The sequence below is a fragment of the Salmonella sp. 32020114201800008SM genome (genome assembly GCF_017572025.1).
Taxonomy (GTDB): domain Bacteria; phylum Pseudomonadota; class Gammaproteobacteria; order Enterobacterales; family Enterobacteriaceae; genus Salmonella; species Salmonella enterica.
In genome coordinates, this window is sequence record NZ_JAGEQM010000001.1 from 1 (window position 1) to 22,242 (window position 22,242).

The following is a 22,242-nucleotide window of genomic DNA, read 5'->3' on the forward strand; positions in this document are numbered from 1 at the left end:
AGGGTTGTTATGAATTGTAAACATGTTGTCCTCCCAGACAGAACTAAAGGTACGCCTTTGGCAAGGGATACTTATAATCCCTAAAATCTCAATTATACACGAACTTCACCACAACAGGGGAAGACCCTTGTATACAGTATTTTTGCTTTGGCGGTTTTGTCTGTCAAGGCATGAACCACTTGTTTTTAAATTTTGGGGAACATACTGCGGGCGTGTTTGTTATCGATTTTCCCTGCAGGGCTGATGGGGTCTGGCGTTGACTAAAATTATGTGTGGGGCATGGATGGGGCAAAAGTGGTCTGTGAAGTTCGTTAAAGTTCGTTAATCAAGCTTCATCTCGATCTCGCTCATCCCTTGTTTAAAGCGCTCCTGGACGATCTTTATCGATTTTAAAAACTATGAGTACATGTTATAAAAATGTAGCAAATAGGCCGTTTGTGCCTGAAAAGATGAACATTCTGCGTAGCGCGATTTGCGCAACAGGAATAGACTGGAGTCGACACTCTACACAAAGATGCGAAAGGTTTTTTATGACACAACAGCCACAAGCCAAATACCGCCATGACTATCGCGCGCCGGATTACCAGATTACTGATATTGACTTGACCTTTGACCTCGATGCCGAAAAAACCGTGGTCACCGCAATAAGCCAGGCTGTTCGTCATAGCGCGCCTGATGCGCCTCTTCGCCTTGATGGGGAAGATTTAACGCTGGTATCTATCCACGTCAACGATGCGCCGTGGACAGCATATAAGGAAGAAGAGGGCGCGCTTATCATCAGCGACCTGCCAGAGCGTTTTACGTTACGCATTGTCAACGAGATAAGTCCGGCGGCGAATACGGCGCTGGAAGGATTGTACCAGTCCGGCGATGCGCTCTGTACCCAGTGTGAAGCGGAGGGCTTCCGCCATATTACCTGGTATCTTGACCGCCCGGACGTACTGGCGCGATTTACCACCAAAATTATTGCCGATAAAAGCAAATATCCGTTCCTGCTTTCCAATGGCAACCGTGTTGCGCAGGGTGAACTGGAGAATGGCCGTCACTGGGTTCAGTGGCAAGATCCGTTCCCGAAACCGTGTTATCTGTTTGCGCTGGTGGCCGGTGATTTTGACGTGCTGCGCGATACCTTTACCACCCGCTCCGGGCGTGAAGTCGCATTAGAACTGTACGTTGACCGTGGCAATCTGGATCGCGCGCCGTGGGCAATGACTTCGCTGAAAAATTCCATGAAATGGGATGAAACGCGTTTTGGGCTCGAATATGACCTCGACATCTATATGATTGTCGCGGTGGATTTCTTTAATATGGGCGCGATGGAGAATAAAGGTCTCAATATCTTTAACTCCAAATACGTGCTGGCGCGAACCGATACCGCGACGGATAAAGATTATCTCGATATTGAGCGCGTGATAGGTCATGAGTATTTCCACAACTGGACCGGCAACCGCGTCACCTGCCGCGACTGGTTCCAGTTGAGCCTGAAAGAGGGGCTAACCGTGTTCCGCGATCAGGAGTTTAGCTCTGATTTGGGGTCACGCGCGGTGAACCGCATCAGTAACGTGCGTACCATGCGCGGTTTACAATTCGCGGAAGACGCCAGCCCGATGGCGCATCCTATCCGCCCGGATAAAGTAATCGAAATGAATAACTTCTACACCCTCACCGTTTATGAAAAGGGTGCGGAAGTCATTCGCATGATCCACACGTTGCTGGGTGAGGAAAATTTCCAGAAGGGGATGCAGCTTTATTTTGAGCGCCATGACGGCAGCGCCGCGACGTGTGATGACTTCGTACAGGCGATGGAAGATGCTTCTAATGTCGATTTGTCCCATTTCCGCCGCTGGTACAGTCAGTCCGGCACGCCGATTGTAACGGTAAAAGATGATTATAATCCGGAAACCGAGCAGTACACGTTGACCATCAGCCAGCGCACTCCGGCGACGGCGGATCAGGCGGAGAAGCAGCCGCTGCATATTCCATTCGCCATCGAACTGTACGATAACGAAGGCAACGTCATTCCGTTGCAAAAAGGCGGTCACCCGGTCAACGCCGTGCTGAACGTCACGCAGGCGGAGCAGACGTTTACCTTCGATAATGTTTACTTCCAGCCTGTTCCGGCCTTGCTGTGCGAGTTTTCAGCGCCGGTGAAACTGGAATATAAATGGAGCGATCAGCAGTTGACGTTCCTGATGCGCCATGCGCGCAATGATTTCTCCCGTTGGGATGCGGCGCAAAGTCTGCTGGCCACATACATTAAACTGAATGTGGCGCGTCATCAGCAGGGGCAACCGCTATCGCTTCCGGTGCATGTCGCTGATGCGTTCCGCGCAGTACTGTTGGATGAGAAAATCGATCCGGCGTTGGCCGCAGAAATTTTAACGCTGCCTTCGGCCAATGAAATTGCGGAGCTGTTTGAGGTCATTGACCCGATCGCCATTGCGCAAGTTCGTGAAGCGCTAACGCGTACGCTGGCGGCAGAACTGGCGGATGAGTTCCTTGCTATCTATAACGCCAATCATCTGGATGAGTATCGTGTTGATCACGGCGATATCGGTAAGCGCACGCTGCGCAATGCTTGCCTGCGCTTCCTGGCGTTCGGCGAGACGGAGCTGGCTAATACGCTGGTCAGCAAACAGTATCGCGACGCCAATAATATGACCGATGCGCTGGCGGCCCTGTCTGCTGCGGTGGCGGCGCAGTTGCCGTGCCGAGATACGCTGATGCAGGAGTATGACGATAAGTGGCATCAGGACGGCCTGGTGATGGATAAATGGTTTATCCTGCAATCCACGAGCCCGGCGGAAAATGTACTGGAAACCGTACGCGGCCTGCTCAAACACCGTTCTTTCAGTATGAGCAACCCGAACCGCATCCGTTCATTAATTGGCGCGTTTGCTGGCAGCAACCCGGCGGCGTTCCATGCGCAAGACGGTAGCGGATACCAGTTCCTGGTCGAGATGCTGACCGATCTGAATAGCCGTAACCCGCAGGTAGCATCTCGCCTCATTGAACCGCTGATTCGTCTGAAACGTTATGATGATAAGCGTCAGGAGAAAATGCGTGCGGCGCTGGAGCAGTTAAAAGGACTGGAGAATCTTTCCGGCGATCTGTACGAGAAGATAACTAAAGCGTTAGCCTGACAGTATCCGTTATAAAGAGGTAAGACATGCCCGGTAAGCGTTAGCGCTGCCGGGCATTTTTTTGCCGGACGATGACGCTTCCTGGCGAAACGTGAAGTGAGAATGAAGGAAAACGATTGCTATTTATTGCCGTAGGTCAATTCCCTTTTGCCTTGTTATCGCCCATAATACGCCCCCGGTTTGCACACCGGGAATCCAGGAGAGTTCATGTACTATCCCTTCGTTCGTAAAGCCCTTTTCCAGCTCGATCCAGAGCGCGCTCATGAATTTACATTTCAACAATTACGCCGCATTACAGGTACGCCGCTGGAAGCGCTGGTGCGCCAGAAAGTACCGACAAAGCCGGTTACCTGCATGGGACTTACCTTTAAAAATCCACTGGGGCTGGCTGCCGGTCTGGATAAAGACGGGGAGTGCATCGACGCGTTAGGCGCGATGGGGTTTGGCTCCCTGGAAATCGGCACCGTGACGCCGCGCCCACAGCCGGGTAACGATAAGCCGCGTCTTTTTCGTCTGGTGGATGCTGAAGGTCTGATCAATCGGATGGGCTTTAATAATCTGGGCGTCGATAACCTGGTCGAGAATGTTAAAAAAGCCCATTTTGATGGTATTCTGGGAATTAACATCGGTAAAAATAAAGATACGCCTGTCGAAAATGGCAAAGATGACTACCTGATTTGTATGGAAAAAGTCTATGCTTATGCGGGTTATATCGCCATTAATATTTCTTCGCCGAATACGCCAGGGCTACGTACGCTCCAGTATGGCGATGCGCTGGACGATCTGTTAACTGCCATTAAAAATAAGCAAAACGATCTTCAGGCGATCCACCATAAATATGTGCCGGTGGCAGTAAAGATCGCGCCGGATCTTTGTGAAGAGGAATTGATCCAGGTTGCCGATAGCCTGCTTCGTCATAATATTGATGGGGTGATTGCGACAAATACCACCCTCGATCGTTCTCTGGTACAAGGAATGAAAAATTGCCAGCAAACGGGGGGATTAAGTGGCCGGCCATTACAATTAAAAAGCACAGAAATTATTCGCCGTTTATCCCAGGAGTTAAAAGGACAATTGCCTATTATCGGCGTCGGCGGCATTGACTCAGTTATCGCCGCGCGCGAGAAGATAGCGGCAGGAGCTACGCTGGTACAAATTTATTCCGGCTTTATTTTTAAAGGCCCGCCATTGATTAAAGAAATCGTAACGCACATCTAAACTTTAGCCTTTATCAGACAACCAGGGCTTTATTTCCGGCGCTGGTTGTTTTATATTTCTCCACTGTTGCTTATTTAGACATTTTAGGCTTTTATTATTGGGGTAATAAACGAAGCGGCAAAAGGACAATGCTGTTACGAGTTGCTTAAAAGCGGGAGAGAGGTAATGCGAATTAAACCTGACGATAACTGGCGCTGGTATTATGATGAAGAGCACGATCGTATGATGCTCGATCTCGCCAATGGTATGCTTTTTCGCTCGCGCTTCTCTCGTAAAATGCTTACGCCGGACGCGTTTTGCCCGACCGGTTTTTGTGTGGATGATGCCGCGCTCTATTTTTCCTTTGAAGAAAAATGCCGGGATTTCGAATTAACCAAAGAGCAACGCGCGGAGTTGGTGTTGAATGCGCTGGTGGCGATTCGCTATCTCAAACCGCAGATGCCAAAAAGCTGGCATTTTGTAGCGCATGGCGAAATGTGGACCCCGGGAACGGGCGATGCCGCAAGCGTCTGGTTAAGCGATACGGCGGAACAGGTTAATTTGCTGGTCGTTGAGCCGGGAGAAAATGCCGCGTTGTGTCTGCTGGCACAGCCGGGCGTGGTGATAGCAGGCCGAACCATGCAGCTTGGCGATGCGATTAAAATTATGAACGACAGGCTGAAACCGCAGGTTCACTGTCACAGTTTCAGCCTTGAACAAGCGGTTTAATTTTCCAGTCGTAACGCGGTCTTAGGCACGCAGCTACAGCTCAGAATCGTACCATCGTCACCCATAGCCGATTTTTTCAGCGGACTTACTTCGCCTTCCAGCAAACGTATCCGGCAGCAACCACAGATACCAGCCCGGCAAGAATACGGAATACGAATCCCCTGATTCTCCAACTGTTCAAGTAGTACCTGTTGATTATTCCCGCAGAAGGTTTGCCCCTGCCAGTCGATGGTTACACTCGCGTCCGGGTGTTTATCTGGCGTAACGCTGTCGTCGACCGTTGTGGCGCCATAAGCTTTTGCCGGAGCTGTCGCCAGAATCTCCACTTCATCGCCGACGCGAATGACGCCGCTATTGCGGGCAATCAGATTCTGACCGAAATCCACATCGCCATTGTCCTGGGCGGTACGAAAAGCTTGCAGTGTCGCCAGCGGTTCTCCGGAAGGATGTTTTTGACCCTTTTCAGGGCTGACGGTCGTAAAAATACAGCGGCTACAGGGCTTCACGACGTCAAAAATCACATCGCCAATGCGAAGCACTTTCCAGCTATCTTCCTCCCAGGCCGCTACGCCGGAAACCACTAAGTTTGGGCGAAATTGTTCCATTTGTACGCCTGCCGGACAACGCTGTTGCAGATCGCGCAGCGAGGCTTCGTTGGTCAATAAATACGGGTAGCCATCGGCAAATCCCAGCGGCACCGCGTTATGTCGTTTGACCCGGCGTGTCAACTGCGGCCCAACCCAGCGCAACTGGACATCGCGGGAGAAAAAGCCGCTCAACCATTGATTAATCGCCGTCGGGGCGACGCGAGCGGTAAAATGGTTTCCCCAGACCTCGGTCGGCGCATCCTGCGGGGTGAAATCCGTAAAGCGAACCAGCGCGCTACTGCCGTCTGGCGCGGTCAAATGGAGGCCGTCGTGTAAGGGAGAGGGGGTAAAACGTACCATTTGTGGAAACTGGCGGGCGGTAATAAATGTGCCGTCAGGCTCGGTCACCATGAAGATGCGATCAAAAGCCAGGCCGCTGATATCTGCCAGCGCATGAGTCAGGCCAATGCCGCGCATGGATTTGACCGGATGAATAAAGAGCCGTGATAACGTCGCCACCGTACAGTCCCTCAAATGAAAATAAGCCTTCAACTTTATGACATGGGCGTGAGATTAGCTATAATGCGCAACAATTTTCTTAGCGTAAAAGTGACAATATGAATTCTCTGTTTGCCAGTACGGCCCGCGGGCTGGAAGAGCTGTTAAAAACTGAACTGGAAAAACTGGGCGCCGTAGGGTGTCAGGTTGTTCAGGGTGGGGTCCATTTTCAGGGCGACACGCGGCTTATTTACCAGAGCCTGATGTGGAGCCGCCTGGCCTCGCGTATTATCCTGCCGATGGGTGAGTGCAAGGTCTACAGCGATCTCGATCTTTACCTCGGCGTTCAGGCGATAAACTGGACAGAGATTTTTAATCCTGGCGCGACGTTTGCGGTGCATTTCAGCGGCCTGAACGACACCATCCGTAATAGTCAGTATGGCGCGATGAAAGTTAAAGACGCGATTGTCGATGCGTTTACGCGGAAAAATCTTCCGCGTCCAAATGTGGACCGCGAATCGCCGGACCTCCGTATTAACGTCTGGCTGAATAAAGAAACTGCCAGCATTGCGCTGGATCTCAGTGGTGATGGCCTGCACCTGCGCGGTTATCGCGATCGCACCGGGCTGGCGCCAATTAAAGAGACGCTGGCGGCAGCGATTGTTATGCGTTCCGGCTGGCAGCCAGGTACGCCGCTGCTCGACCCTATGTGTGGTTCGGGGACACTGTTGATTGAGGCCGCGATGTGGGCGACCGATCGCGCGCCGGGCCTGCACCGTGGTCACTGGGGATTTAGCGGCTGGGCGCAGCATGACGAGGCTATCTGGCAGGAAGTGAAAGCCGAAGCGCAGACCCGGGCGCGTAAGGGACTGGCGGAGTATTCCTCTCATTTCTATGGTTCCGACAGCGATGCGCGTGTCATTGAGCGGGCGCGCAGCAACGCCCGTCGCGCCGGTATCGGGGAGCTTATCACCTTTGAAGTGAAAGATGTGGCGCAACTGAGTAATCCATTGCCGAAAGGCCCGTATGGTACGGTGATCAGTAACCCGCCTTACGGCGAACGTCTGGACAGCGAACCGGCGCTGATTGCGTTGCACAGCCTGCTGGGCCGTACCATGAAAAATCAGTTTGGCGGCTGGAACCTGTCGCTGTTCAGCGCTTCGCCCGATCTGCTGGGCAGCCTGCAATTACGTGCCGACAAACAGTTTAAAGCCAAGAATGGCCCGCTGGACTGCGTGCAGAAAAACTATCATATTGCGGAAACCACGGCGGACAGTAAGCCGGCGACGGTGGCGGAAGATTACGCTAATCGCCTGCGTAAAAATCTTAAAAAGCTGGAGAAATGGGCGCGCCAGGAAGGGATTGAATGCTATCGCTTGTATGATGCCGACCTGCCGGAATATAACGTGGCGGTAGACCGTTACGGCGACCGGGCGGTGATTCAGGAATATGCGCCGCCGAAAACGGTGGATGCGCAAAAAGCGCGGCAGCGTCTGTTCGATATTATTGCGGCAACCTTGTCAGTGCTCGGTATTCCGCCGAATAAACTGGTGTTAAAAACCCGTGAACGGCAAAAAGGAAAAAACCAGTATCAGAAAATGAGCGAGAAGGGCGAGTTCCTTGAGGTCAGCGAATATAATGCGCGCTTATGGGTAAATCTGACGGATTATCTCGACACCGGTCTGTTCCTCGATCACCGTATTGCCCGCAGAATGCTGGGAGAAATGAGCAAAGGCAAAGATTTCCTGAATCTCTTTTCTTATACCGGCAGCGCCAGCGTACATGCGGGTCTGGGCGGCGCGCGCAGCACCACAACGGTGGATATGTCCCGCACCTATCTGGAGTGGGCCGAACGTAATTTGCGTCTGAACGGACTGAGCGGCCGCGCGCATCGCCTGATTCAGGCCGACTGCCTGGGCTGGCTGCGCGAGGCGAATGAACAGTTCGATTTGATCTTTATCGATCCGCCGACGTTCTCTAACTCAAAACGTATGGAAGAGTCGTTTGATGTTCAGCGCGATCATGTCGCGTTAATGAAAGATTTAAAACGCCTGCTGCGTAAAGGCGGCACCATCATGTTCTCAAATAATAAGCGCGGATTCCGTATGGATCTGGAAGGGCTGGCGGAACTGGGGCTTACCGCACAAGAAATTACGCAAAAAACGCTCTCCCCGGATTTTGCCCGTAACCGTCAGATTCATAACTGCTGGCTGATCCGCGCCGCTTGAAAGGAAAAGTAAATGTCATTAATCAGTATGCATGGCGCATGGCTGTCGTTCAGCGACGCGCCGCTTCTCGATAACGCAGAGTTGCATATCGAAGATAACGAACGCGTCTGTCTGGTGGGGCGTAACGGCGCCGGGAAATCCACCTTGATGAAGATCCTCAACCGCGAACAGGGTCTGGACGATGGGCGTATTATTTATGAGCAGGATCTGATCGTCGCGCGTCTGCAACAGGATCCGCCCCGTAATATTGCGGGCAGCGTCTATGACTTTGTCGCCGAAGGTATCGAAGAACAAGCGGAATACCTCAAGCGCTATCATGAGATTTCCCGTCTGGTGATGACCGATCCCAGCGAGAAAAACCTCAATGAAATGGCGCGCGTACAGGAACAGCTCGATCATCATAATCTGTGGCAGCTGGAAAACCGTATTAATGAAGTGCTGGAGCAGCTTGGACTCGATCCTAACGCCGCGCTGTCGTCGCTCTCAGGCGGCTGGCTGCGTAAAGCCGCACTGGGTCGGGCGCTGGTCAGCAATCCGCGCGTATTGTTACTGGATGAACCGACTAACCATCTGGATATCGAAACTATCGACTGGTTGGAAGGGTTTCTGAAAACCTTTAACGGAACGATTATTTTTATCTCTCACGATCGTTCGTTTATTCGCAATATGGCGACCCGCATTGTCGATCTCGATCGTGGCAAACTGGTTACTTATCCGGGAAATTACGATCAATACCTGCTGGAGAAAGAAGAAGCGCTGCGCGTAGAAGAATTACAAAACGCGGAATTTGATCGCAAACTGGCGCAGGAAGAAGTCTGGATTCGCCAGGGTATCAAGGCGCGCCGCACCCGTAATGAAGGGCGCGTGCGGGCGTTAAAAGCGATGCGTCGTGAACGCAGCGAGCGCCGGGAAGTGATGGGCACGGCGAAGATGCAGGTCGAAGAGGCGACGCGCTCCGGTAAAATCGTTTTTGAGATGGAAAACGTCGATTACCAGGTAGAAGGAAAACAACTGGTAAAAGATTTCTCCGCTCAGGTACAGCGCGGTGACAAGATTGCGTTAATTGGCCCGAACGGCTGCGGTAAAACCACGCTACTGAAACTGATGCTGGGACAGCTTCAGGCTGACAGCGGGCGCATCCACGTAGGAACGAAGCTGGAAGTCGCCTACTTCGATCAGCATCGCGCCGAACTGGATCCGGAAAAAACCGTGATGGATAACCTTGCGGAAGGCAAGCAAGAGGTGATGGTAAACGGTAAGCCGCGCCATGTACTGGGCTATTTGCAGGACTTCCTGTTTCACCCCAAACGGGCGATGACACCCGTCCGCGCGCTTTCCGGCGGCGAACGTAACCGTCTGTTGCTGGCGCGACTGTTCCTCAAGCCGAGCAATCTTTTAATTCTCGATGAACCAACGAACGATCTTGACGTCGAAACGCTGGAACTATTAGAAGAATTAATTGATGGCTATCAGGGCACGGTACTACTGGTCAGCCACGATCGGCAATTTGTCGATAATACCGTGACGGAATGCTGGATTTTTGAGGGCGGCGGCAAAATCGGACGTTATATCGGCGGCTACCATGATGCGCGCGCGCAGCAAGAGCAGCATCTGGCGACGAAACAGCCGATGGCGAAAAAAAATGAGGAAGTTATTGCCCCTAAAGCAGAAATTGTAAAACGTGGCAGTAGCAAACTAAGCTATAAACTGCAGCGCGAGCTGGAGCAGTTACCCGGTCAGCTTGAAGACCTGGAAGCGAAGCTGGAAGCGCTACAGGCGCAGGTTGCGGATGCGGCCTTTTTTAGCCAACCCCATGAGCAAACGCAAAAAGTTCTGGCCGATTTAAGTCAGGCGGAGCAAGAACTTGAGCAAGCCTTCGAACGTTGGGAGTATCTTGAAGGCCTGAAAAACGGGGCATAACGAAAGGAGCGCCTATGTGTGAACATCACCATGCTGCGAAGCACATATTGTGCCCGCAATGCGACATGCTGGTGGCTTTACCCCGCCTCTCGCATGGGCAAAAAGCAGCATGTCCACGATGCGGCGCAACGTTAACGACCGAGTGGGACGCGCCCCGGCAGCGTCCTACCGCCTATGCGTTAGCGGCACTATTTATGTTGCTGCTTTCTAACCTTTTTCCCTTCGTGAATATGAATGTCGCGGGCGTCACCAGCGAAGTCACGCTTCTGGAAATCCCCGGCGTCATGTTTTCTGAAGATTACGCCAGCCTCGGCACGTTCTTTTTATTATTTGTCCAACTGGTGCCGGCATTTTGCCTGGTGACCATTCTATTACTTGTCAACCGCGCCAGTCTGCCGTTGTCGGTAAAAAAAACGCTGGCAAGGATCTTTTTCCTCCTCAAATCGTGGGGAATGGCGGAAATATTTCTCGCCGGGGTGTTGGTCAGTTTTGTTAAGCTGATGGCCTACGGCGATATCGGCATCGGCAGCAGCTTTATTCCCTGGTGCTTATTTTGTCTCGTTCAACTGCGGGCGTTCCAGTGTGTCGATCGCCGCTGGTTGTGGGATGATATCGCCCCGCAGCCTGTACTGGCGCAGCCGTTAACGCCGGGGATTACCGGTATCCGGCAGTCTTTGCGTTCTTGCGCCTGCTGTACGGCGATCCTGCCTGCGGAGAGTCTCGTCTGTCCGCGTTGCCATACGAAAGGCTATGTCCGGCGTAAAAACAGTTTGCAGTGGACGCTGGCGTTATTATTTACCTCGATCATGCTTTATCTGCCCGCCAATATTTTGCCGATTATGATTACCGACTTACTGGGCTCGAAAATGCCGTCGACCATTCTGGCTGGCGTGATTTTGCTGTGGAGCGAGGGGTCTTATCCGGTGGCGGCGGTTATCTTTCTCGCCAGTATTATGGTGCCGACGCTAAAAATGATCGCCATTGCCTGGCTTTGTTGGGATGCGAAAGGCCACGGTAAGCGCGACAGTGAACGGATGCATTTTATTTATGAAGTAGTGGAGTTTGTGGGGCGCTGGTCAATGATTGATGTCTTTGTCATTGCCGTACTCTCTGCGCTGGTGCGCATGGGAGGGTTAATGAATATTTATCCTGCGATGGGTGCGTTGATGTTTGCTTTAGTCGTCATAATGACAATGTTTTCTGCGATGACCTTTGATCCGCGTCTGTCGTGGGATCGTGAATACGAACCAGGCCATGAGGAGTCCTGATAGCATGGAACCTAAAAAAGGGGAAGCCAAAGTACAAAAGGTGAAAAATTGGTCGCCTGTCTGGATATTCCCGATTGTTACTGCGCTTATCGGAGCCTGGATTCTGTTTTATCACTACAGCCACCAGGGACCGGAAGTTACCTTAATCACCACCAATGCGGAAGGCATTGAAGGCGGAAAAACGACGATCAAAAGTCGCAGCGTGGATGTCGGCGTGGTTGAAAGCGCGACGCTGACTGACGATCTGACCCACGTACAAATCAAAGCGCGGCTCCATTCCGGTATGGAAAAGTTGCTGCATAAAGACTCGGTATTTTGGGTGGTAAAACCGCAGGTGGGGCGTGAAGGCATCAGCGGGCTTGGGACGCTGCTATCAGGCGCGTATATTGAACTACAACCAGGAAGTAAGGGCAGCCAGCCGGAAAGCTATCAGCTTCTTGACTCACCGCCGTTGGCGCCGCCCGATGCCAAAGGTATTCGTGTGATTCTGGACAGCAAAAAGGCCGGTCAGCTCAGTCCTGGCGATCCCGTTCTGTTCCGGGGTTATCGGGTAGGATCCGTTGAAACCAGCTCTTTCGATCCGCAAAAACGGACAATGAGTTATCAGTTGTTCATTAAGGCGCCAAACGATCGATTGGTCACCAGTAATGTCCGATTCTGGAAAGATAGCGGTATCGCTGTGGATCTGACATCGGCGGGAATGCGCGTGGAAATGGGATCGTTGACGACGTTGTTTGGCGGCGGCGTGAGTTTTGATGTGCCGGAAGGACTTGAGCAGGGGCAACCCGTCGCCGAAAAAACGGCGTTTAATCTCTACGACGATCAAAAAAGTATTCAGGATTCGCTGTACACCGATCATATCGATTACCTGATGTTCTTTAAAGATTCGGTGCGCGGATTACAACCCGGCGCGCCGCTGGAGTTCCGCGGTATTCGTCTGGGGACGGTAAGCAAAGTGCCTTTCTTTGCGTCTAATATGCGTCAGGTGTTTAACGACGATTACCGTATTCCTGTGCTGGTGCGCATTGAACCGGAGCGTCTGAAAGCGCAACTGGGAGAAAATGCGGATGTTGGCGCGCATTTGACGGAACTGCTTAAGCGCGGTTTACGCGCTTCGCTTAAAACCGGTAACCTGGTGACCGGGGCGCTGTATGTCGATCTGGACTTTTATCCTAAGGAGCCGCCGATTACCGGGCTACGCGAATTTGATGGTTATGAAATTATTCCCACCGTCAGCAGCGGCCTGGCGCAAATTCAACAGCGACTGGTGGAAACGTTGGATAAGATCAACAACCTGCCGTTGAATCCGATGATCGAACAAGCGACCAATACGCTGTCTGAAAGCCAGCGTACTATGCGTCGGCTGCAAACCACGCTGGATAATATGAACAAGATTACCTCCAGTCAGTCGATGCAGCAGCTTCCGGCGGATATGCAAACGACGTTACGCGAACTTAACCGCAGTATGCAAGGCTTCCAGCCTGGATCGGCGGCGTATAACAAAATGGTGGCGGATATGCAGCGTCTCGATCAGGTGCTTCGTGAGTTACAACCGGTGTTGAAAACTCTGAACGAGAAGAGCAACGCGCTGGTATTTGAAGCGAAGGATAAAAAAGATCCTGAGCCTAAGAGGGCGAAACAATGAAAAAATGGCTAGTCGTGATAATGGCGTTCTGGCTGGCGTCATGTAGCTCCGGCGGAGAGAATAAAAGCTATTATCAGCTCCCGATAGCGCAAAGCGGTGTGCAAAGCACCGCAAGCCAGGGCAACCGTCTCTTATGGGTAGAGCAGGTTTCCGTACCTGACTATCTGGCAGGTAACGGCGTGGTGTATCAAACCAGTGATGTTCAGTATGTGATTGCCAATAACAATCTGTGGGCCAGCCCGCTGGACCAGCAATTACGTAACACGCTGGTGGCGAATCTTAGCGCCCGGCTTCCTGGCTGGATCGTCGCTTCCCAGCCGTTGGGAACCACCCAGGATACGTTAAACGTTACCGTAACCGGATTCCATGGACGTTACGATGGTAAGGTTATCGTCAGCGGGGAGTGGCTATTAAACCACAACGGACAACTGATTAAGCGGCCTTTCCATATCGAAGCCAGCCAGCAGAAAGATGGCTATGATGAGATGGTCAAAGTACTGGCAAGCGCATGGAGTCAGGAAGCGGCCGCTATCGCAGATGAGATAAAGCGGCTTCCCTGAGATAAAAGTAATGTAAATTTACCCGCTTCAGGCCGTGCGCCTGAGGCGGTTTTTTTATTTTTGACGCCGGAAAAATAGTTGTTATGGCTCACATTTTTTGTACAAATGATTTACCGTATAGCTCACAAATATGACATTGGTGTGAATTTTGCGCATTGACGGGCGATCCATTTAGAGGTATTCGTGTAGTGTGATTGCACATTTTGTAATCACTGTTTTCTTTTCCACCAGATACAAATATGAGGGAAACGAGGCATGAAGAGACAAAAACGAGATCGCCTGGAACGGGCACATCAACGTGGATATCAGGCCGGCATCGCCGGACGATCAAAAGAAATGTGTCCCTATCAGACGCTGAATCAACGGTCATACTGGTTGGGAGGTTGGCGACAAGCCATGGAGGACAGGGCGGTAATGGCCTGATTCTGTCTCTTTAGAAAAAGAAACCTCCGCAGTGCGGAGGTTTCGCCTTTATTGGTTTTGCAAGCATGATACCGATAGCGCGGAATATCAATTCAACACTTAGAACGCGGAAGTATCCTGGAACAAACCGACTTTCAAATCGTGTGCGGTATAGATCAGACGACCATCCACCAGAACCTCACCGTCCGCCAGGCCCATGATCAGGCGACGGTTTACGATACGTTTGAAATGAATACGATAGGTGACTTTCCTGGCTGTCGGCAGAACCTGGCCGGTAAATTTCACTTCGCCCACGCCCAGAGCGCGGCCTTTGCCTTCGCCGCCCAACCAGCCCAGGTAGAATCCCACCAATTGCCACATAGCATCCAGACCCAGACAACCGGGCATCACCGGATCGCCGATAAAGTGGCATCCGAAGAACCATAGATCCGGATTGATATCCAGCTCGGCTTCGACATAGCCTTTGTCGAAATTGCCGCCCGTTTCGGTCATCTTAACGACGCGGTCCATCATCAGCATGTTCGGTGCAGGGAGTTGCGGCCCTTTAGCGCCAAACAGTTCACCACGACCAGAGGCAAGAAGGTCTTCTTTTGTATAGGATTCGCGTTTATCTACCATGTTTTATGTAAACCTTATTTTATTGAAGCACGCAGGATAGCTAACACGTGTACGCTGAACAAGTCCGATCAGTTCGGAATAAAAGCGTTCAGCCAACGTAATGGCCACGGGAAACGATGACGGCCTTCCTGTTGCGTCGCCTGCGCGATACGCTCCTGGATAGTCTGCATCAACGTCGTTTGACCTTCGCCATCCCACACCAGATTTAACAGTAGCGGTAAGGCGTCGGTCACGTCGTCTACCGCCCAGATAGTGAACTTCTCTTCTTTAACCGCTTGCAGCAGTTCAGATTTAAGACTGAGATGGCGGACGTTGGCGGCAGGGATAATCACGCCCTGTTTACCGTTTAATTCCCGCTGCTCGCAGATGGCGAAGAAACCTTCAATTTTTTCGTTTAGCCCGCCCACCGGTTGCGCGCGACCAAACTGATCGACCGAGCCGGTAATCGCAATATTTTGATTCACTGGCACATTGGCCAGCGCGCTGATGAGCGCACATAATTCCGCCATTGAGGCGCTATCGCCATCCACTTCGCTGTAGGACTGCTCAAAGGTTAACGAGGCAGAGAAGGGAATTTGTTGCTCCAGCTGCAACTCCGACATCAGGAAGGCCTGCATAATCATCATTCCCTTAGCGTGGATATTCCCGCCAAGTTCAGCCTTGCGCTCAATATCGTTAAATTCGCCATCGCCGATATGCACAACACAGCTAATTCGCGACGGTTCGCCAAAGGCGCGCGGATGCCCGGGAAATTCAATGACGGAAAGCGCATTGATTTGTCCAACGCGTTCGCCTTCGGTTTCAATCAGGATCTGCTCTTGCAGAATCTCATCCTGCATCCGTTCCGCCAGAAAGCCTTCTCGCCATTCGCGTCGGGCAAGCATCAGGCTGAGCGCTTCTGCGCCGCAGGTATCGCCTTCGCATAAAGGCGATGCCTCCTTAAACTGGCGGGCTATCCACAGTGGGCAAAGAGGCAGCGTATCCTGTTCGCCGGTATAGCGCACAGCCTCGCGTATCAGAACGGGCCAGGCATCCGGTGCCGGGGGCGGCAAATTATCGCGTAAAGCGATACGCGTCACCCATTGACACCACAGGGTCATAGCTTCTGCGTCCGCTATCTGTAAATTGTCTTCAAATTCACTGTAGATAGCCTGTTCCGCGAGCTCCGGTTCCATCTCCTGAAAATCAGCCAGTGATTCACGTTCGCCAACCAGAATCACCTTCAGTTTGAGCGGCATTGATGGCACGGAGACCGGTAATGGACGCGACTCGTCAAAGGCCACCCAGTCAAAACGCTCGCGGCTAACGATGGCTTTCAGACGCATCCATAGTAACGGCTGCGCCAGAAGGGTTCGTAAGGAAATAATCAGCACGCCGCCGTTCGCCTGATGAACCAGTCCCGGCTGCAGGATAATGTCGCCGTTATACTGCCGCAGGCAACCAAAGAGCTGTTCGGCTTCGACCCAGTCCGCGCTGACGACTTGTGTGACGGTGGCAAAGTTGTCTTGCGCATTCTGCGCGGCGCGGTAATGAACAGTATGCCCGGAAACGTCATAATGTCCGCCGGTTAATTGTCCGGCATCGGTTTGCAGAGCGCGGACGGCATCTGAAAGTAAAGTGAGATACTCTTGCTCTTCAGGCGCTTTAGTCAGCATAAAAGAGGATGATGCCCACGGCTGTATAAGCTGCTCAAGCGCAAATTGCAGTCGTGGCTGAGTATCACTGAGTAAGGTGTCGTTTTCGTCAGTCGCGTGTGGCTGTGCAAATATCTCCTGATAGCTTTCGCTATCCGGAACCAGATCACGCCATGCAAGTTTCGTAATGGTCAAAGTTGAGGTTTTTTAGTCTGTTGTAAAAGGGGGGATTATAGCCTAACCCGTCACGCTGCACACGCGGAAAGCGAATGCAAAGTAATATGAAGACGTGTAACCATTCACAGGTTCGAGATTCTTTTCTTCAGATGGCTAAAAAACTGATATTCTGATAACAGTTACACGGTAACATTGGGATCACAATGAAATATCAACAACTTGAAAATCTTGAAAGCGGTTGGAAATGGAAATATCTGGTGAAAAAGCACCGCGAAGGGGAGCTGATCACCCGCTACGTGGAAGCCAGTGCTGCCCAGGAAGCCGTCAATTTGTTGTTGGCCCTCGAAAATGAACCGGTGCGGGTAAATGTCTGGATAGACAGGCATATGAATCCTGCCTTGCTTAATCGGATGAAACAAACCATTCGGGCAAGACGCAAACGACACTTCAATGCGGAACATCAGCATACGCGCAAAAAATCTATCGATTTAGAGTTTATGGTCTGGCAGCGTCTGGCGGGCCTTGCGCAGCGACGCGGTAAAACATTATCCGAAACGATAGTGCAACTGATAGAAGACGCGGAGCATAAAGAGAAATATGCCACGCAAATGACCACGTTAAAGCAGGATTTACAGGCGTTATTAGGCAAGAAGTAACGCTGAAAGGCGTTGTCACCCAGACCAGAGCAAAAAACCCCGCGACGCGGGGTTTTTTATCAGACGGAAACTTAAGCCTGCGGCTGAGTTACCACGTCTTTAACGCCTTTAACTTCGATCTCTACGCGACGATCCGGAGCCAGGCAATCGATCAGGGCAGCGCGAGGTTTCACGTTGTCACAGGTGTTGCCGGTAACCGGGTTAGATTCGCCCATACCACGTGCGGAGATTTTGTCAGACGGAATACCTTTGGAGATCAGGTAATCAACAACAGACTGAGCACGTTTCTCGGACAGACCCTGGTTGTAAGCGTCAGAACCGATACGGTCAGTGAAGCCCAGAACGACAACGGAACCGTCTTTCGGATCCAGGTTGCTCAGCTGGCTGTACAGCTGATCCAGAGCCTGCTGGCCTTCCGGCTTCAGGGTAGATTTGTTGAAGTTGAACAGTACGTCAGACTTCAGAGTGAAGTGCTTGGTCTGTACTTCCGGAGCCGGTGCCGGTGCCGGAGCTACTACCGGAGCAGCTTCTTGCTGGCCGAAACGGTAGGAAACACCTACGCTCAGCAGGCCGTTGTCCGGACGGGTGCCGATGGTGTTGGCATCACCGATGTTGTTAGTCCACTGGTATTCCAGACGGGTTGCGATTTCAGGGGTGATGGCATACTCGATACCGCCCGCGAATACCGGGGAAACGCCGGTGTCGTGGTCTTTAGTAGACGGGCCGCCAGGGACGTTAGACTTGGTGTCTGCACGCCATACCATACCACCCAGACGGGTATAAACGTCCAGATCGTCAGTGATTGGATAACCCAGTTTAGCGGTCAACTGAACGCCCTGAGCTTTATAAGCGCCATTGATGTTGTCGCCTTTGTACGGCATACGGCCTAACCAGTCGTAGCCCATTTCAAAGCCAACGTACGGGTTAACCTGGTAACCACCAAAAGCACCTGCGCCCAGTTGGTTTTCATGAGTCGGGCCATCATTGTTAATGAAGCCGGTGTCATGGTACTGAGACCAGCCCAGTTTAGCACCAGCGTACCAGGTGTTATCTTTCGGAGCGGCCTGCGCTACGGTAGCGAAACCAGCCAGTGCCACTGCAATCGCGATAGCTGTCTTTTTCATTTTTTGCGCCTCGTTATCATCCAAAATACGCCATGAATATCTCCAACGAGATAACACGGTTAAATCCTTCACCGGGGGATCTGCTCAATAGTTACTCTACCGATATCTACGGCTTATGCTGAGCACCCCTGGCGATGTAAAGTCTACAACGTAGTTGGAAACTTACAAGTGTGAACTCCGTCAGACATGTGAAAAAAACATGACGGATATACACATCATTTAACAGTTTCAGATGATAAATCGTACAGCAAAAATTGCGGAAACCGCTTCTGACAAGCGTTCTCGCAAAAAAAACGTTAGCACTCAAAGGAGATACGTTCGCGTAAAAAAAAGTCCAGGATAAATCCTAATTTTACTTAATGATACAAATTAGAGTGAATTTTTAGCCCGGAATGCTGTCTCCTGGGTAAAGCGTGCGCACGTACAGGGCGCATGATAAACCCTACCGCATTACCTACCTTCGCTGCTTCAACCAGGCTGGCATGTTCTTCTTCTGTCAGTTCTTCAGTCATCCAACCAATTACCACGCTGTAATTTCCTGTACGCAAAGCGCGGATCATCGACTCCAGCGTATGACGAGGCGCAAGCTGGCTAATTTGCATCACTTTCGTTAATGGCAAACCTGAAGACTGTACCCATTCACGGCTGAGCTTTTGCTGCGGCGTGAGCCAGAGCTGCCAGCGTGATTGTTGGCCTAACTGACGGAGTAAAGGCAAAAGCAGGAGTTGCGCCATCATGGGCTGGTCTTCGTGGTAGACAACTTCACTGACCAGTCCTGCCGCGGCATTTTCCGTAGCGGTGCGCGCAGCGTTGTGGGTAGTGGTAGGAAATGACGAAGAACGATTTGCATAACCTGAAGTGTACATAATCAATCCAGCCCTGTGAGTTACTGTATATTCATACAGTACCCCTGTGGCGATGAAAGATCAACTCTATTTTCGGAAACTGTCTCGCAATTTTTATTCTTAGTGGCGTCAAAAATAAAAATCATCTTGCTCGCGGAGTATAAGTTGCCTATTTTCGTCATTAACGGATCCGTTACTGCAAATCATTCTTTTACTTTATGATTTAAAAGGAATTTTATGAGAGCACTCTCTTATGACAGGATCTATAAATCGCAAGAATATTTGGCCTCTTTGGGGACGATCCAGTATCGATCTTTATTCGGTAGCTATAGTCTGACCGTGGAGGATACCGTCTTTGCGATGGTGGCTAATGGCGAGCTTTATCTCCGCGCCTGTGAAGAAAGCGTACCCTACTGTGTGAAGCATCCTCCCGCCTGGCTCATGTTTATGAAGTGTGGACGTCCCGTTATGCTCAACTATTACCGGGTGGATGAAAGCCTGTGGCGCGATCAGCAGCAGCTGGTGCGTTTATCGAAGTATTCTCTTGACGCGGCAATGAAGGAAAAACACAGCCGTATTTTACAGCACAGACTCAAAGATCTCCCCAATATGACCTTCCATCTGGAAACATTGCTCAATGAGTCAGGGATAAAGGACGAAAATATGTTACGCATACTGGGCGCGAAAATGTGCTGGCTAAGGTTGCGACAAAGCAATCCCTTGCTGACGGTGAAAGTTTTGTATGCCCTGGAAGGCGCAATTGTCGGCGTACATGAAGCGGCGCTCCCGGCGAGTCGTCGCCAGGAGCTTGCCGACTGGGCTCATTCGCTTACGGCTGGGTAATTAATGTAGAAGTCGGCGGTGAAATTTGCCGTTGCAAGCGTCCAATCTCGGGCAGTAAGGCAATGAGCAAACCAATTTGTTGAACAACCAGAGGTTCTTTGCTGTCCGGACGTGTTTCCAGTGACTGAACTCGCTGCTTTAAACCCTCCAGCGCCTGGTGTACGCGCTGTTCGTCTTCAGGTTGATGATGAAGCGCATCATCAACGTAGCAGACCGCGTCATCCAGAAGCCCCAACACGTCCGGATTACTGAGCTTTTCGCGGTGCGCGCCGAGGGCGGAGATATAGCTGGTAAAAGTGTGATTGAGGCAAAGCAGCCTGAACGCCGCCTCCCGGGTTTCAGCCGTGACGTCGGGTTCGCTCGACATATTAGAAACCACGGATGCCAGTTCTGCATCGCGGTTGTGCGCGTCGCGTCTGGCAATGCGATAGGCCAGGCGGTTATCCCGTCCCTGGTGATATTGCTCAAGGATCGCATCAAGGTAGCGGCAATTAGCATCGGTGGCGCGCTGGAGTACCCGGGGAAGGTTGCGAAAGCGCCAGTCCGGCCAAATAAAGCTGACCGCAGCCCAGGCGATAGCGCAGCCAATTAACGTGTCGACGACGCGCGGTAACGCTACCTCAAAGCCTTCGCCCAGGAGGTTAAAGCAGAGTAATACCAGCAGGGTGATGAACATCGTTGCATGGGCATACTGCACATTACGGAATGCGAAGAAAAGCACGCCGGTAATCACCAGCAGAACTAACTGTCCTTCAAGCGAAGGAACAAACCATAAAATCGGCAGGCCGATAGCAACGCCTACCAACGTGCCGATAATCCTGAGCGCAAGGCGATGGCGGGTCGCGTTATAGTTAGGCTGGCAAACAAACAGGCTGGTGAGCAATATCCAGTACCCGTGGCGCATCCCGGTAATTTGGATGAGAGCATAACCGATGCACAATACCAGCGACATGCGTACCGCATGGCGAAAGAGAGCGGACTCCGGGGTAAAATTACGGCTCAGACGCAGCCAGATGTCGCTAAACCCGTGCAGGCTATCATCAGCCAACTGGTTTTCTGACTCATTGCGCGGCATTGCCTGGGCCTGCTCCGACTCGATCGTCGCCAGTTGCGCATCAATGGCGCGTAGGTTGGTTAATAAGAATCCAAGCGTATTCAGCAGCTCTAAAGAAGCGCCGCTGGCGCGCATACGTTCAAGCGCGGCGTCAATGTGGGTAAAGACGCGTTCAAAACGCGGATCATGCTGGTACGGCGTACGCAGTAAGATACAGCGCGCCAGCTGCGTACAGGCCTGCGCCTGCATCGACATCAGACGCTGAAAGCGGAACATGACGTCGCTATGGCGAAAATAATCGCGCAGTGTCTGGTATTGAATATGCGAAGAACTGGCGCGTTCATGAATATCCTGCGCCACAAAATAGTAATGGAGGGTGCGGCGCGTACCGCGTTGACCGCGATCGCCGCGCAGGCGACTCAATAACGACACTTTCGTTTGGTTCAGCGTCGCCATTAACTGCCCGTTCGCTAACGCTAAATCATAGAGCGGCGCCTGGCTTTCATCTTCAATATCAGGATCAAACAGACGTGATTTCAGTTCCAGATAGTGCGCTAACTGTTCGTAACTGCGTGCCAGATTATCCTGCAACGGACGGATCGGGAATAGCAGATGCCCGGTTAGCGTCAGTAGGTTATACCATACTGCGCCTGCCAGCAGGAGCAGTGGTTGCTGATACCAGTGATCGTATAAAGAGGTACCCAGCATCGTATAGATGGCAATGAGTAACGCGCCGAACGCGATGGTGGCATAGCGTTGCCCCAGTCCTCCCAACAAAATAAACCCGCTGGTGGATAACGTTAAGCCCAACGCAAATAGCCACGGCCAGGGAAAGAGCAGCTCCACAGAAGCCGACGCGATAAAAAAGCAAATTAAGGTAATGATTAAATTACGCAAGCGTCCGGCAAGGCGATCGTCGAGATCGGTTAGCGCCGCGGCAACCATACCGAGCGTGAGCGGGATGGTCAGTTTGACGTCGCCCAGCCACCAGGGCAGGGCGGTGGTGCCGCACAGAGCGATAAAAATGCGGATGTAATACAGCCAGGTACTGTTCCAGGTATAACGGCGAATCAACGGACTTAACATAAAGGCT

Annotated in this window: 17 protein-coding genes; 11 read left to right on the plus strand and 6 right to left on the minus strand. The window is 51.8% G+C overall.

The genetic code is table 11. The annotated features are described in order from the left end of the window. Positions 1 to 530 precede the first annotated feature (530 nt). From pepN to zapC, 3 genes are all read left to right on the plus strand, one after another. Entirely contained in the window at positions 531 to 3,143 is a 2,613-nt protein-coding gene (pepN, locus tag J4613_RS00005; protein ID WP_023241234.1) for an aminopeptidase N, read from the plus strand. A 207-nt stretch (positions 3,144 to 3,350) separates the two neighbouring features. Beyond that, the gene (gene pyrD / locus J4613_RS00010; protein ID WP_000291723.1) at positions 3,351 to 4,361 is read left to right on the plus strand and encodes a quinone-dependent dihydroorotate dehydrogenase; all 1,011 of its coding nucleotides are present in this window, start codon (positions 3,351 to 3,353) and stop codon (positions 4,359 to 4,361) included. Between the two features lie 165 nt (positions 4,362 to 4,526). Then, positions 4,527 to 5,069 (plus strand): cell division protein ZapC, encoded by a 543-nt coding sequence (gene zapC, locus J4613_RS00015; protein ID WP_001220671.1) that lies wholly within the window; start codon positions 4,527 to 4,529, stop codon positions 5,067 to 5,069. On the opposite strand, the gene J4613_RS00020 is transcribed toward zapC, so the two are convergent. After that, positions 5,066 to 6,175 carry a YcbX family protein gene (locus J4613_RS00020; RefSeq protein WP_000224073.1) on the minus strand — a complete coding sequence of 370 codons (1,110 nt, stop codon included), beginning with the start codon at positions 6,173 to 6,175 and terminating at the stop codon, positions 5,066 to 5,068. The two genes, zapC and J4613_RS00020, sit on opposite strands and share 4 nt — an antisense overlap. A 98-nt stretch (positions 6,176 to 6,273) precedes the next feature. Here J4613_RS00020 and rlmKL point away from each other — a divergent pair, with 98 nt between their 5' ends. From rlmKL to rmf, 6 genes are all read left to right on the plus strand, one after another. Next, the gene (gene rlmKL, locus J4613_RS00025) at positions 6,274 to 8,382 is read left to right on the plus strand and encodes a bifunctional 23S rRNA (guanine(2069)-N(7))-methyltransferase RlmK/23S rRNA (guanine(2445)-N(2))-methyltransferase RlmL (protein ID WP_111742387.1); all 2,109 of its coding nucleotides are present in this window, start codon (positions 6,274 to 6,276) and stop codon (positions 8,380 to 8,382) included. Between the two features lie 12 nt (positions 8,383 to 8,394). Continuing rightward, on the plus strand, positions 8,395 to 10,302 hold the full coding sequence (locus J4613_RS00030) for an ABC transporter ATP-binding protein (protein ID WP_000053051.1): 1,908 nt from the start codon (positions 8,395 to 8,397) through the stop codon (positions 10,300 to 10,302). A 14-nt stretch (positions 10,303 to 10,316) separates the two neighbouring features. Continuing rightward, complete coding sequence (gene pqiA, locus J4613_RS00035; RefSeq protein ID WP_000333153.1) at positions 10,317 to 11,570, plus strand: membrane integrity-associated transporter subunit PqiA; 1,254 nt, start codon at positions 10,317 to 10,319, stop codon at positions 11,568 to 11,570. A 4-nt stretch (positions 11,571 to 11,574) separates the two neighbouring features. Beyond that, positions 11,575 to 13,215, plus strand: coding sequence for an intermembrane transport protein PqiB (gene pqiB, locus J4613_RS00040; RefSeq protein WP_000433416.1), 1,641 nt, complete (start codon positions 11,575 to 11,577; stop codon positions 13,213 to 13,215). Beyond that, positions 13,212 to 13,775, plus strand: coding sequence for a membrane integrity-associated transporter subunit PqiC (gene pqiC / locus J4613_RS00045; RefSeq protein WP_111742386.1), 564 nt, complete (start codon positions 13,212 to 13,214; stop codon positions 13,773 to 13,775). The genes pqiB and pqiC overlap by 4 nt, the downstream gene beginning before the upstream one ends. Before the next feature lie 255 nt (positions 13,776 to 14,030). Continuing rightward, on the plus strand, positions 14,031 to 14,198 hold the full coding sequence (gene rmf / locus J4613_RS00050) for a ribosome modulation factor (protein ID WP_001537784.1): 168 nt from the start codon (positions 14,031 to 14,033) through the stop codon (positions 14,196 to 14,198). Positions 14,199 to 14,297: 99 nt separating this feature from the next. Here rmf and fabA read toward each other — a convergent pair whose 3' ends face one another. Together fabA and J4613_RS00060 are read right to left on the minus strand one after the other, a co-directional pair. After that, positions 14,298 to 14,816 (minus strand): bifunctional 3-hydroxydecanoyl-ACP dehydratase/trans-2-decenoyl-ACP isomerase, encoded by a 519-nt coding sequence (gene fabA, locus J4613_RS00055; protein ID WP_000227928.1) that lies wholly within the window; start codon positions 14,814 to 14,816, stop codon positions 14,298 to 14,300. A 68-nt stretch (positions 14,817 to 14,884) separates the two neighbouring features. After that, entirely contained in the window at positions 14,885 to 16,645 is a 1,761-nt protein-coding gene (locus J4613_RS00060; protein ID WP_000156448.1) for a Lon protease family protein, read from the minus strand. 185 nt (positions 16,646 to 16,830) lie between these two features. Here J4613_RS00060 and matP point away from each other — a divergent pair, with 185 nt between their 5' ends. After that, positions 16,831 to 17,283: a macrodomain Ter protein MatP gene (gene matP, locus J4613_RS00065; protein ID WP_000877172.1), complete on the plus strand. Its 453-nt coding sequence runs from the start codon at positions 16,831 to 16,833 to the stop codon at positions 17,281 to 17,283. 71 nt (positions 17,284 to 17,354) lie between these two features. Here the strand turns inward: matP and ompA are convergent, their stop codons facing one another. Continuing rightward, complete coding sequence (ompA, locus tag J4613_RS00070; RefSeq protein ID WP_001670727.1) at positions 17,355 to 18,407, minus strand: porin OmpA; 1,053 nt, start codon at positions 18,405 to 18,407, stop codon at positions 17,355 to 17,357. A 356-nt stretch (positions 18,408 to 18,763) separates the two neighbouring features. Next, positions 18,764 to 19,273, minus strand: coding sequence for an SOS-induced cell division inhibitor SulA (gene sulA / locus J4613_RS00075; protein WP_000288732.1), 510 nt, complete (start codon positions 19,271 to 19,273; stop codon positions 18,764 to 18,766). 216 nt (positions 19,274 to 19,489) lie between these two features. Between sulA and J4613_RS00080 the strand changes: the two genes are divergently transcribed. After that, positions 19,490 to 20,095, plus strand: coding sequence for a TfoX/Sxy family DNA transformation protein (locus tag J4613_RS00080; protein WP_001202375.1), 606 nt, complete (start codon positions 19,490 to 19,492; stop codon positions 20,093 to 20,095). On the opposite strand, the gene yccS is transcribed toward J4613_RS00080, so the two are convergent. Further along, positions 20,082 to 22,235 carry a YccS family putative transporter gene (gene yccS, locus J4613_RS00085; protein ID WP_000950876.1) on the minus strand — a complete coding sequence of 718 codons (2,154 nt, stop codon included), beginning with the start codon at positions 22,233 to 22,235 and terminating at the stop codon, positions 20,082 to 20,084. The genes J4613_RS00080 and yccS overlap by 14 nt on opposite strands. Positions 22,236 to 22,242 lie beyond the last annotated feature (7 nt).

Excerpts from the sequence above, each read along its gene's own strand:
- J4613_RS00030 (WP_000053051.1), top strand. The coding sequence starts at position 8,395 with ATGTCATTAATCAGTATGCATGGCGCATGGCTGTCGTTCAGCGACGCG.
- pepN (WP_023241234.1), top strand. The coding sequence starts at position 531 with ATGACACAACAGCCACAAGCCAAATACCGCCATGACTATCGCGCGCCG.
- zapC (WP_001220671.1), top strand. The coding sequence starts at position 4,527 with ATGCGAATTAAACCTGACGATAACTGGCGCTGGTATTATGATGAAGAG.
- sulA (WP_000288732.1), bottom strand. The coding sequence starts at position 19,273 with ATGTACACTTCAGGTTATGCAAATCGTTCTTCGTCATTTCCTACCACT.
- rlmKL (WP_111742387.1), top strand. The coding sequence starts at position 6,274 with ATGAATTCTCTGTTTGCCAGTACGGCCCGCGGGCTGGAAGAGCTGTTA.
- fabA (WP_000227928.1), bottom strand. The coding sequence starts at position 14,816 with ATGGTAGATAAACGCGAATCCTATACAAAAGAAGACCTTCTTGCCTCT.
- pqiB (WP_000433416.1), top strand. The coding sequence starts at position 11,575 with ATGGAACCTAAAAAAGGGGAAGCCAAAGTACAAAAGGTGAAAAATTGG.
- rmf (WP_001537784.1), top strand. The coding sequence starts at position 14,031 with ATGAAGAGACAAAAACGAGATCGCCTGGAACGGGCACATCAACGTGGA.
- pqiC (WP_111742386.1), top strand. The coding sequence starts at position 13,212 with ATGAAAAAATGGCTAGTCGTGATAATGGCGTTCTGGCTGGCGTCATGT.
- yccS (WP_000950876.1), bottom strand. The coding sequence starts at position 22,235 with ATGTTAAGTCCGTTGATTCGCCGTTATACCTGGAACAGTACCTGGCTG.
- J4613_RS00080 (WP_001202375.1), top strand. The coding sequence starts at position 19,490 with ATGAGAGCACTCTCTTATGACAGGATCTATAAATCGCAAGAATATTTG.
- pqiA (WP_000333153.1), top strand. The coding sequence starts at position 10,317 with ATGTGTGAACATCACCATGCTGCGAAGCACATATTGTGCCCGCAATGC.
- matP (WP_000877172.1), top strand. The coding sequence starts at position 16,831 with ATGAAATATCAACAACTTGAAAATCTTGAAAGCGGTTGGAAATGGAAA.
- pyrD (WP_000291723.1), top strand. The coding sequence starts at position 3,351 with ATGTACTATCCCTTCGTTCGTAAAGCCCTTTTCCAGCTCGATCCAGAG.
- ompA (WP_001670727.1), bottom strand. The coding sequence starts at position 18,407 with ATGAAAAAGACAGCTATCGCGATTGCAGTGGCACTGGCTGGTTTCGCT.